Source organism: Mesorhizobium sp. P2_A12 (assembly GCF_056405075.1).
In genome coordinates this window covers 1-9980 of the sequence record NZ_JBFUCU010000047.1, presented here as the reverse complement: position 1 = coordinate 9980, position 9980 = coordinate 1, and the positions used below count along the sequence as shown (strand labels likewise).

At 55.9% G+C, this 9980-nt stretch carries 11 protein-coding genes and 1 pseudogene; 7 read left to right on the top strand and 5 right to left on the bottom strand.

The annotated features are described in order from the left end of the window. Both AC1DZU_RS34820 and AC1DZU_RS34815 read right to left on the bottom strand, forming a co-directional pair. Positions 1-788: YihY/virulence factor BrkB family protein (locus AC1DZU_RS34820; protein WP_477291903.1), on the bottom strand; the 788-nt coding region annotated here is incomplete at its 3' end. Between the two features lie 601 nt (positions 789-1389). Next, on the bottom strand, positions 1390-1569 hold the full coding sequence (locus AC1DZU_RS34815; RefSeq protein WP_477291901.1) for a hypothetical protein: 180 nt from the start codon (positions 1567-1569) through the stop codon (positions 1390-1392). Positions 1570-1681: 112 nt separating this feature from the next. On the opposite strand from AC1DZU_RS34815, the gene AC1DZU_RS34810 reads away from it, so the two are divergent. The 4 genes and pseudogenes from AC1DZU_RS34810 (at position 1682) to AC1DZU_RS34795 (ending at position 6277) form a co-directional block, all read left to right on the top strand. Then, positions 1682-1837 carry a hypothetical protein gene (locus AC1DZU_RS34810; protein WP_477291899.1) on the top strand — a complete coding sequence of 52 codons (156 nt, stop codon included), beginning with the start codon at positions 1682-1684 and terminating at the stop codon, positions 1835-1837. Between the two features lie 748 nt (positions 1838-2585). Continuing rightward, a pseudogene (locus tag AC1DZU_RS34805) lies at positions 2586-4074 on the top strand (ATPase domain-containing protein). Further along, entirely contained in the window at positions 4071-5111 is a 1041-nt protein-coding gene (locus AC1DZU_RS34800; protein WP_477291897.1) for a sensor histidine kinase, read from the top strand. Before AC1DZU_RS34805 ends, AC1DZU_RS34800 begins: the two are co-directional and overlap by 4 nt. Positions 5112-5203: 92 nt before the next feature. Continuing rightward, complete coding sequence (locus AC1DZU_RS34795; protein WP_477291895.1) at positions 5204-6277, top strand: sensor histidine kinase; 1074 nt, start codon at positions 5204-5206, stop codon at positions 6275-6277. A gap of 182 nt (positions 6278-6459) precedes the next feature. On the opposite strand, the gene AC1DZU_RS34790 is transcribed toward AC1DZU_RS34795, so the two are convergent. Beyond that, positions 6460-6696, bottom strand: a complete 237-nt coding sequence (locus AC1DZU_RS34790; protein ID WP_477291894.1) for a DUF6894 family protein — start codon at positions 6694-6696, stop codon at positions 6460-6462. Positions 6697-6881: 185 nt separating this feature from the next. On the opposite strand from AC1DZU_RS34790, the gene AC1DZU_RS34785 reads away from it, so the two are divergent. Then, a complete protein-coding gene (locus tag AC1DZU_RS34785; protein ID WP_477291893.1) occupies positions 6882-7601 on the top strand; it encodes a Crp/Fnr family transcriptional regulator in 720 nt (239 codons plus the stop codon). 48 nt (positions 7602-7649) lie between these two features. Here AC1DZU_RS34785 and AC1DZU_RS34780 read toward each other — a convergent pair whose 3' ends face one another. Then, on the bottom strand, positions 7650-7994 hold the full coding sequence (locus AC1DZU_RS34780; RefSeq protein ID WP_477291892.1) for a hypothetical protein: 345 nt from the start codon (positions 7992-7994) through the stop codon (positions 7650-7652). Positions 7995-8192: 198 nt separating this feature from the next. After that, entirely contained in the window at positions 8193-8585 is a 393-nt protein-coding gene (locus AC1DZU_RS34775; RefSeq protein ID WP_477291890.1) for a hypothetical protein, read from the bottom strand. 127 nt (positions 8586-8712) lie between these two features. Here AC1DZU_RS34775 and AC1DZU_RS34770 point away from each other — a divergent pair, with 127 nt between their 5' ends. Both AC1DZU_RS34770 and AC1DZU_RS34765 read left to right on the top strand, forming a co-directional pair. Then, positions 8713-9018, top strand: coding sequence for a DUF982 domain-containing protein (locus AC1DZU_RS34770; protein ID WP_477291888.1), 306 nt, complete (start codon positions 8713-8715; stop codon positions 9016-9018). Between the two features lie 23 nt (positions 9019-9041). Further along, a complete protein-coding gene (locus AC1DZU_RS34765; RefSeq protein ID WP_477291886.1) occupies positions 9042-9326 on the top strand; it encodes a DUF982 domain-containing protein in 285 nt (94 codons plus the stop codon). The last annotated feature ends 654 nt before the right edge of the window (positions 9327-9980 follow it).

Here is a 9980-nt window from a genome sequence, read left to right as displayed (position 1 = left end):
TTCAGATCGGACCTGCTGCCATGTCGAACGGAATAGGCGCGAGTGAATTCGGCGCCGAGAAGAAAGATTTCCGATGAGTAGTAAACCCACAGGAGTATGACGAGCAGTCCGCCGGCGGCCCCATACGAGGATGCGATCGCACTGGTGCCGATATACCAGCCGATAAGTGATTTTCCGAGGGTGAACAGGGCAGCGGTCACCACAGCACCAATCATCATGCCGAGGACGATTGTGCCAAACGGCAGGTGAGCATTGATGATGTTTCCCAGCGCGGCAATCGCTGCGCTCGCAACGAGAGACACGAGCAACATGAAACCTAGCGCAGCAACCAAACCCAAACTTGCTGCACGGGCGCGGACCAGACGCGACAAGGAACTCCCCCGAGGTTCGACCTTCCATATTGTGTTCAGCGATTGCTGCATTTCGCCAAAGACGCCCGACGCGGCCACCAACAAGGTGACTATCCCGATCACCGCGGCCCAGGTTCCGGATAATTTGCTCGAGGCGCTCTCCAGCGCGGTCTGAAGGAGATCTGCGCTTGCTGGTCCCATCAGCCCCGAAATCTGAGCAGACAATGCCAATTGAGCAGCGTCCTGGCCGAAAACGAGACCTGCAATAGCGACGACGATCAGCAAAATTGGAGCCAGGGAGGTGGCGGCGTAAAAAGCCATCGCCGCCCCATGACTGAGAGCATTGTCGTTGATGAAGCCTACTACGCTTTCTCTCACCAAGCCCCATACATGTGTTATCGCGCTTCGCACTTTTTCGTCCGTGGTGGTGAGTTGCAATGGCGTCTACAAGCAATGCGCCAGAACTTCCGATGTTCCGATTGGCGGATGCGACAGAGGAATTCGACGGAAAGCTCAGCGGATTTTCTGCCGGCGCGGGATCCGTCAGGATGCGCGCGCAATCGCGAGCGGCGTGACAAAAGTTCTTCAATGCATTCTCGCGAACTGCCGCACGTAGCAGGGCGACGCGGGTCGGATCAATGCTACCTGACAGGCACCGGTAAAGGCTCCCATGGGCGGGAGCATGATCGACACTCTCAAGCTCCAGCGCCCGTTCGTGGCCAGCGACATAAACATGGTAGGGATGCGGTACTGAGATAGCGAGTCTTGGCATAAAACCCTTGTTACAGCAGTCCTCAATTCTGTAATCGGGGCTTTAGTCAATCTGGTCGCTGATGGCTTTGGTTTTGTCAGCGCCGGAGTCTTAACCCCGGAACGTTTGACAATTGCCCCAGCCGCGCTAGCAAAAAGGTGCGGTACGTGGGTCGTAACTGAGTTACGAGTGAGCGGTGAGCCCCCCTCTGCCTTGGGTTTGCCCGTCTCGGCTTTCCAAACTTATGATGATGGGCTAATGCACGGGGGCGGCCGTGCGGTGCGTGTGTTAGTCCTTGTCCTTCATATCTTCGGCCTCGTCCTTTAGCTTTTGCCAGTCTGCGCCGTGCTTGCGGAGCAGAACCCGCGCCTGTTTGGGCGTTACATCTGTCACCTCCGTCAGGTGCTCAACCTCAAGTTCTGCACCCTTCACAACACGGCTTTGGTCGCTCTTTTTCTTCACAGCCATGTCTGCGCTCCTCGCCTATCGATCAGGGGCAACGAGCGCTAGTGATCATTGTTCCGGCAGCATTGGAACTATCTGCCGGCCGCTTAGGTTTCTCGGTGGAAGGAGGACGGTCATGCTGAAATTTCTAATCCGCCTCGGCGCGCTCTATGCGGCGTTCCAACTTGGTCGGGAATTCGGCCGAAAGGAAATCGAAGTGATACTGTTGCCGCCGGTCGACTATGAACGGCGCCCGACTGCAGCGAATGAAGAGGAATTCGGCGAGGTATAGGCCTCATTGTTGTCATTCGCACGCTGAAGGTTGTCCGCAGCGATAGAATTCCTTCCATGATTGCGCCTGCCGCTAGCTTTCGGTGACAGCGTCAGCGCTTCTCTTAAACCGACAATTTTCGCGCGGCTCGCTTGTAACCAAAATGGTTACATCGTTGTACCTATTCGGTTGCCTGCCTGAAGCGCGAGCCATATCAGCCGGTCGAGGCGATTGGATCGAGTGCTACGACATGCCGTGCCGGGGGTGCTCGAAGCATTGCAAGTGCGTCGAAGCGATGATGGAGGACGGCGGCGTGGCCTAAAGGCAGCTGGTGTTTCCGATCCCGGCGCCGATGTCGCTTGCCTCTCCTACGAGCCAGTCACCCACATCAAGAGGTTTGAGGGCACCAAGACCCTCGTGATGGACTTTGGAATGACGTCGGAGAATACGTCGACACGCTGCCAACCTTCTCGCTGATCTGTTCGGTGGTGAGGGTTGTCGTATGCGTCCGGCCTGAGCCGGGTGGCGGCTATCGATTAGTAGGGAGAGCGTCGGCGAAATGTGCCATCCGGCACGGGAAGATGCCCCATCCAACACGCAGGCGGCGAACTGACGGTCGTCGCCGCTAAACGCGGCTGAGACCCACTGCATGTTGCTAACCAGATTACCGCGCCCACGATATGGCCAACGCGACCGGTTCCGAGCCGGCAGAGTGGAACCATTAAAAATACCGGTCGTTACGCTGTTCACAAAAGGACGAGGAGGCAACGTGGAAAACGATGACGCTTCACCAATCGCCTCTGGCGTTGAAGGGCTCGACTATGTTCTACGAGGCGGGTACGCCAAATTCCGCTCTCACCTAGTGGAAGGCAGACCCGGTTCGGGGAAGACAACTCTCGGCCTGCAGTTTCTAATCAAAGGCGCAGAGTCCGGAGAGAAGTGCCTTTACATAACGCTTTCCGAAAGCAAGCGTGAATTGCTCTCCGTTGCTGGGAGGCATGGCTTCAATCTCGAACGTATAGAAATCTTGGAGCTGGTGCCGCCAGAGCTTAGCCTCGACCCGTCGCAGCTGCAGACATTGGTCCATTCTTCCGATCTGGAGCTTGGCGAAACTGTACAGTCAGCTCTTGCTGAAATCGAGCGCATTAAACCAGACCGCGTAGTGTTTGACTCGCTGTCCGAAATCCGGTTGCTGTCACAGGGGTCATTGCGCTATCGACGGCAGGTTCTGGCGTTGAAGAGCTTCTTTCTGCTCAGCAATGCGACTGTGCTGCTGCTCGACGACCTCACTGCAGAACCTGACGATCTGAATTTGCATTCGATCAGTCACGCGGTCATCCGGATGGAACAAGCGTCGCCTGTTTACGGAGGCGAGCGCCGACGGTTGCGTGTTATCAAAATGCGCGGAGTTCAGATCCGCGGTGGCTTCCACGATTTTGTTATCCGACCAGGCGGCGTCATTGTCTTTCCGCGGTTGGTTGCCGCCGAACATGAAATGGCTGAGCTTGGTAGACCAGCCGTCAGCGGCAGCTCGGTCGACACGTTGGTCGGCGGAGGCCTGGAACGCGGCACCAGGTACATTGTTGATGGGGCCGTCCGGTGTTGGCAAGTCGACCATTGCCTGTACATATTGCCATGCAGCCCTCACGCGTGGCGAGGGTGTCCTGGTTCTTCTGTTCGACGAAACTAAGTACATTTTCCTGTCGCGCGCTTCAGGGCTTGGCATGGATCTGAAGCCATTCACCGAGAATCGGAGATTATTGCTGGAACGGATCGACCCGGCGGAATTGTCGCCAGGCGAATTGTCGTCGCGCATCCAGTCTGCTGTCGAGCGCTCTGGTACCAGAATTGTCGTCGTCGATAGCCTAACCGGTTATCTCAACGCCATGTCGGAAGAGCAGCATCTTGTGCTTCAGATGCATGAGATTCTAACCTACCTCAATCAAAAGGGCGTGGTGACCATTCTGCTATTGGCCAACCATGGATTAGTCGGCCAGATGGCAACTCCAGTCGACATGACGTACCTCTGTGATTCCGTCATGCTGTTGCGCTTCTTCGAAAGTGGAGGCCGATTGAGGCGAGCTATTTCCGTTGTCAAGAAGCGCATGGGGCCGCACGAAGACACCATTCGCGAGTTTAGGATCGGCGTAGCGGGCTTGACCGTGGGTGAGCCACTGGAGCAGTTCCGGGGGATCCTGAGCGGCGCACCTTCTTTTGAGGGCAAGCAGGGCGACCTCCTTAAAGATAAGGCTTCATGATGCCATCAAACCGTGGTGTGCTCGTGCTTGCTCCCGTCGGGCGAGATGCCAAGATCGCCGCATCGATCCTTGCGGCCAGCGAGATCGAGGCGGATATCTGCGCGAGCTTAGAAGAAGCGCTTCCGCTTTTGGATCAAGCTAAGTGCCTAGTCGTTGCAGAAGAAGCTTTGATCAGCTCCAATCGAAATCAGTTTGCATCTTGGCTCGAGCATCAGCCAGCGTGGTCCGATTTTCCGATCGTGCTGTTGACGATGCGGGGAACAGAAATCGACAAGCGGCTAGCCTTCCTCGATCGTTATGTGATCGTGCTCGAGCGACCTTTCCTCGCATCGAGCCTCGCCAACTCCGTGCGGTCAGCCTTGCGTGCCCGCGCCCGCCAACTTGAGGTCAAGTCGTATATCGAACAGAAACAGGAAGTTGCCGACCGGCAGAAGTTGCTGATCAGAGAACTCCATCACCGCGTCAAGAATACTCTAGCCAATGTCCGAGCGATGATGAACGCAACGGCGAAATCGAGCGGTAGTGTAAACGATTTCGTACGCGATTTCTCGGCGAGAATCGTGTCCCTGGCAGATACACATTCAATGCTCACCGACGACTACTGGCAAATGGCATCTTTGCACAAACTGCTGGAATCGGAACTTCGCCATTACGATACGAGCGATAGGTCGCGCATATTGCTTGATGGGCCGAATGTGGGGCTGGTCGCCGACATCGCAATTCCGATTGGAATGGCATTCCACGAGCTGGCATCAAACTCGTCGAAGTTTGGAGCCTTGTCTCGGCCGCGCGGTCGCCTTGAAGTTCGGTGGTCAATCAGCCGCTCCGGTGCCGCACAAATCGTCAATCTCGATTGGCGGGAGCGCGGCGGACCTGAGGTAAGCCAACCCCAACGCCGCGGTTTTGGCACGACGCTGCTTGAAAAGGTTGTTGCTGTGCAATGTGACGCGAAGGTCGAATTGAACTACCATCGAGAAGGCTTACAATTCGCCATGGCTTTGCCGCTCCGGGATACGAGGCTTGTGCCGACCTATTGATTGGCAGTTGCTATGCCGCTTCGGGTCTTGGTGATGCCGGACCGGGAGCCCGACTATATTGATGATGCTCACAGACAGTACAAGGGTCCAAAATGATACCGGATTCAGAGAAGGGCGAAGCCGTTGAGCAATTGCTCGATTCGCCTGATCTCGCGACCGCGTTGGAAAGCGAACAGTTCAAAAAATTCCTCGACCAAGTGCCTATCGCTATTGCGGTTTCGGACCTGAACGCGAGCGAGCGCGTCGTCTATGCAAATCCGGAGTTCGAAAAACTCTCTGGCCTGAAGGCCTCCAGATTGTCTCGTGAAAACTGGAAAGCACTTTCAGGAACTGGGGTTTACCAGAAGGACAAGGCCCTAGCTGAGAGCGTTGTGAATGACACTGATTTCGTAGGAACATTTCGTCTCCAGCGCGACGTCGAAGAGCCGGCAGTCGTTGACGCCTATTCAAACGTGATAGTGGACGACGATGGAAAGATTTGCTTTCGGCTCGTGGCACTGGTGAATGTGTCTCTCCACGGCGATGTCGCGCCCTCGATCGAGGATGATATCCGCGAGAAAGACACGCTGTTGCGTGAGTTGCAGCATCGGGTGAAAAACAATCTCCAGATGATCACGGCATTAATCCGGCTCGAGACACGCAATGCGGCCGAGCCTGATCAAAAGCGGTTCGAAAGGTTGGCGGGTCGCGTCGATGCCCTGGCGATCCTCTATCAAACACTGTCACTCGACGAGCAGAAGGATGAGGTCGATCTGGGTATCTATCTGAGCCAGATCGCATCCGCAGTAATGGCCTCGCATGCGGTCGAAGGCATACGCCTTGACATGAAGGTGGATACCTATCCGGTGTCGATCAATGTTGCCATGCCGACGGGATTGGTCGTGAACGAACTGCTGACTAACGCGCTCAAACATGCCTTTAAGGGGCGAGAAGGCGGTACAATCACACTGCATAGCGTTGTCGATGGCGACGGTTGCCGCATCATCATTGCGGACGATGGAATCGGGCTGCCAAAAGACGAGACATGGCCCAAGCCGGGGAAACTGGGATCGCTCATTGCGCGTTCATTGACCGAGAATGCAAAAGCACAATTCGATGTTAACTCAAGGCCCGGCGAAGGAACCAAGATCACCATTGTTTTTAAGCGATCGGAAGTAGGGAGCTAACGATCGCCGCAAATACGAGCCGGTCCCGAGCACATGTCCAATTGTTCAAGATCCGCCAATGCCATTTCGCTACGACGATCCAATCAATTTAGCTTCCGCTCTTGGTTCCTCTGCGCGGAGCATCCCCCTGCAATATCTGGCTTACGTCTGATGCTCTCCACACACACTCGAAAGGCCGACCTTCAAGCACTCCAGCCCGATGTCAGTATCAGCGATGCTTCAAACAACTGCGCGCCGTTGTCGCTCCGGACCTTCACCGTAATCTTGACGAGATCGCTGTCCGGCATCTCATCGCGCGCTATATCATGCAGGATTCGTACGGCCTCGGACCGCGCCCGGTCTCGCGTCTCTAAAAGCTGACCCTCCTGATCCAGAACCTGCCCATCACTGTTGTAGACATCAAAGAAATATCGGTTCATCGCGAAATCACCGCAGCTCTTCAAGTTGCTAAATCTCCGCACCAATTCCCGGTTCCGTCACGCTGGCGTTTTGACGAAAAATGCCGCACTTTGTCGGTGCAACGTCATTTACAAATGACTAGCGTGCCGCCCCTGCTTGAGACGTCAACCGCAATTGGCGCTCCCTTCCCTTGAGGCTCGAGACGATGCTAGAACCTCTATTTTTGCAGCTTGAGCAACACGATGTTGTTTCCGAAGCCGAACAGGCCCTGCTCGCCGCAACGATTTCGGCCCCACGGGATTTCGCCGTCGGCCAAGATTTGGTTTCAGCAGGATCTCGGCCAACCTACAGTACGTTGCTGGTCGACGGATTGGCAGCGCGCTACAAAGTGCTTGAGGATGGCGGCCGCCAATTCACGTCTCTGCAGGTGCCAGGAGATTTTGTCGACCTCCACGCCTTTCTTCTCAAGACCATGGACCACGGCATTGTTGCCTTGTCGCCCTGTCGTGTACTGATTGCCGATCATAATCGGCTTCGCAAGATCACCGAGACGGCACCCCATCTCACACGGCTTCTCTGGTTGGACACGCTCGTCGACGGCGCGATCCATCGCGAATGGATCGTTGCGATGGGTCGAAGGTCCAAGACATCCCATCTGGCCCATCTTGTCTGCGAACTTTACGTTCGATTGAAGGTCGTGAAGCGAACCAGTGGCATGAGTTTTCGCCTTCCGCTTAAGCAGGCGGAGCTCGCGGATGTGTTAGGCCTCTCGGTCGTTCACATGAACCGCATCATTGGGGAACTGCGCAAGCTTGGGGTGATAACCTGGGCGGATCAATCGTTGACGATTGTCGACTGGGAACGACTACAAGAGATTGCCGAATTCGATCCGACTTATCTCAGCCTGGTGCGAGAGTCCCGTTAGTCAGTGGTGTCAAGGGGACACAACTGCCTTCCAAAGCGTGACCTCCATTCATAAAGCTTTAAGCCGGAGCGCCCTAAGCCTTTCTGTCTTTTCCTTTCGCGCAGCACATTCGGCGTCGATGAGAACTCTCGCTTCACGCGTTGCCCGTTCGATCTTCTCCTTGTCTACCCGCCGTCGACGTTGGACAACGGAATTTGACCCAGTCACCGACGCGTCGTGCAAAGCACGCTCCATTGTCTCAGGATTTCGCACACCACTCTCATAGAGCCAGATGGCTCGTCGAGCGAGATGCTCGTACACCTCGCTGCCACGGCCGATGTTTCTCGGCAGGCAATATGTTTCGAGAACCTGAGCGATCAGGGTGAGTTGTTCCGGATCAGCGAAAACTGGCATGGCGGGCCTCCTTTGTCAAAATGGAAGAATCCCACCGGTCGTTCTTGCCCTCAATTTCAAATGTTATATGCACACAACCCGGAACTTCGGACTGCCTGTCTGATTCAGACAAATTGCTGCGTCTGGGAGCGACTATAGAATGACTGGACCTGCTGAAGAAAGCTCATCGGGCGAAGTTAGTAAGAAGGCTTTGGCGCCTCATGTGGGCTGCGGATCGATCATGGCTATACAGGCGGGATGGACGCCGTTGAGGTCGGCATCGGCCTTCTCGCTTTGAGGGCTGATCCACTCAAGGAACTCGGATAAGGCGAAGTGAATCGGGCAGAGCACCTCTCGGCGAGCGTCTTTTATTGCTTGACAAACCCAGCCCCAAAAGAGAAGCCCGCCACGGACGAAGCCGTGACGGGCCTTTCTTCTGTCTGCCTGGTTGAGGGACCAAGCAGTACTGGGATCAACCAGCATACGGCAACGAGCGGCGGAGGGATTGGTTGCGGACTGGATCACCAGTTGCATACGGGAGTTGTGCTCGCGCCTCTTGTTGGAAAATGATTGGGTGCCGCAGAGTTGGGGATAGACCACGGCGCAAACCATCGACAATCTTCTGACATCGGGCACATCTTGACGGTCGAAATTCCCAGACCCATATCGCCGTCGGGCGTTGCCCGTTGACGGCACCGCCCACATGAAACGCAATTGTTCGTTCGACTTGGAGGATCCTATGAACGATCGGATGTTTGACAGCCCTGTCTTCGTGCAAAGCGGGAATGGCCTCATTCAGGAAATCGCGGGCCTCGACGACGCTCTGGAGTTTCTCTACGAGTGGCCGAGAGACCGACGGGGGGTAATTTATGAGACCGCTCTTCGCGCCTGTCAGAGGGCATTTGACAGCGGTTACCCGCTTTCGGCCGCCCGCCAAGCTTTTTGCGGCTTCGCTAAGTCGGCCAAGATTTATGAAGACGTGACCACTGCCTTGCCTTGGACGATCTCCGGCAACCGGAGCCGAGGCGGCGGAGTGGTCGCTTAGAAGCATTGCGAAGGGAGTCTGCGATGCTGTCCAAACCTTTCGAAAAGCCAGTCCGCGTCTGGGTCGGACTAGGCTTCCCTCGTCAACTTAACACTGTTGCCGACGCCTATCAGTTTGCCGTGGAGTGGTGTGGCAACAGCCCTGAGCAAAAAGCGGCAATATGCGCTTGTAAAGCTGCTTTGGTCGAAGATGTGGATCCTGAGACTGCACGAGGCGTTTTTGTCGCCTTCGCTCGCAAGAAAGACATCCTCATGGATGAAGGGGCTGCGCCCTCGTTCCTCAGAAATCCGATGCCAAATCATGTCTAGGAGCCCCAAGGCGGCTGCCGCAGAAGGTGGCCGCCTTTCCCTTGTTACACATTGAAACGAGCACGTTGATGGCGAAGGAAGCCGCAGTTAGATCACCCGTTCATGAGGTAAACGCTGCTCCGTATGACGCCGATTGCCAGGAAGCATTGGCGTCCCATGTAGACGAGCTGATAAACCGCGCCGAAGCAGCCGGTTGGAACCGAACTCGTGTAGCTTCGGCATTAATGTACCTTGGAGCCAAGCGGCTAACTTTGGCCTCTTAAAGAACTCGATCAACCATCCGGCTAGGCCTACCAGATGCTGGACCAGTAGGTAGTGAACAGGGGGACCCCGCGCTTTGCCGCGTCAACCCAGGAATAACCCGCTGTAAGGAGATCGGAGACAGCTTCCCGCCAGCGCGCGGTTCCACTGGTCACTGTCCTACACCTAACCTTCGAAGCGTCCCGCGCTTATTGGCGCCCGCCTGTGGCCCGGAGGAGGGATCGTTTGACCTTGCCCCGAGAAAGCGTGAGGCTCAGCAAACCCAGCGACGACGAGTTGACGCGATGCGAATTAGAGCCATGACCGAACAGGACGTCCCTGCCGTATCGAAGCTGCTTGGCGAGTCCTGGCGCCGCACATATGGACCAATCGCAGGCTGGGCGGAAACGGCCA

Bases quoted from the DNA above. Each gene is read 5' to 3' on its own strand.
- AC1DZU_RS34815 (WP_477291901.1), bottom strand. From the start codon at position 1,569: ATGGCTGTGAAGAAAAAGAGCGACCAAAGCCGTGTTGTGAAGGGTGCA.
- AC1DZU_RS34810 (WP_477291899.1), top strand. From the start codon at position 1,682: ATGCTGAAATTTCTAATCCGCCTCGGCGCGCTCTATGCGGCGTTCCAA.
- AC1DZU_RS34800 (WP_477291897.1), top strand. From the start codon at position 4,071: ATGATGCCATCAAACCGTGGTGTGCTCGTGCTTGCTCCCGTCGGGCGA.
- AC1DZU_RS34795 (WP_477291895.1), top strand. From the start codon at position 5,204: ATGATACCGGATTCAGAGAAGGGCGAAGCCGTTGAGCAATTGCTCGAT.
- AC1DZU_RS34790 (WP_477291894.1), bottom strand. From the start codon at position 6,696: ATGAACCGATATTTCTTTGATGTCTACAACAGTGATGGGCAGGTTCTG.
- AC1DZU_RS34785 (WP_477291893.1), top strand. From the start codon at position 6,882: ATGCTAGAACCTCTATTTTTGCAGCTTGAGCAACACGATGTTGTTTCC.
- AC1DZU_RS34780 (WP_477291892.1), bottom strand. From the start codon at position 7,994: ATGCCAGTTTTCGCTGATCCGGAACAACTCACCCTGATCGCTCAGGTT.
- AC1DZU_RS34775 (WP_477291890.1), bottom strand. From the start codon at position 8,585: ATGGTTTGCGCCGTGGTCTATCCCCAACTCTGCGGCACCCAATCATTT.
- AC1DZU_RS34770 (WP_477291888.1), top strand. From the start codon at position 8,713: ATGAACGATCGGATGTTTGACAGCCCTGTCTTCGTGCAAAGCGGGAAT.
- AC1DZU_RS34765 (WP_477291886.1), top strand. From the start codon at position 9,042: ATGCTGTCCAAACCTTTCGAAAAGCCAGTCCGCGTCTGGGTCGGACTA.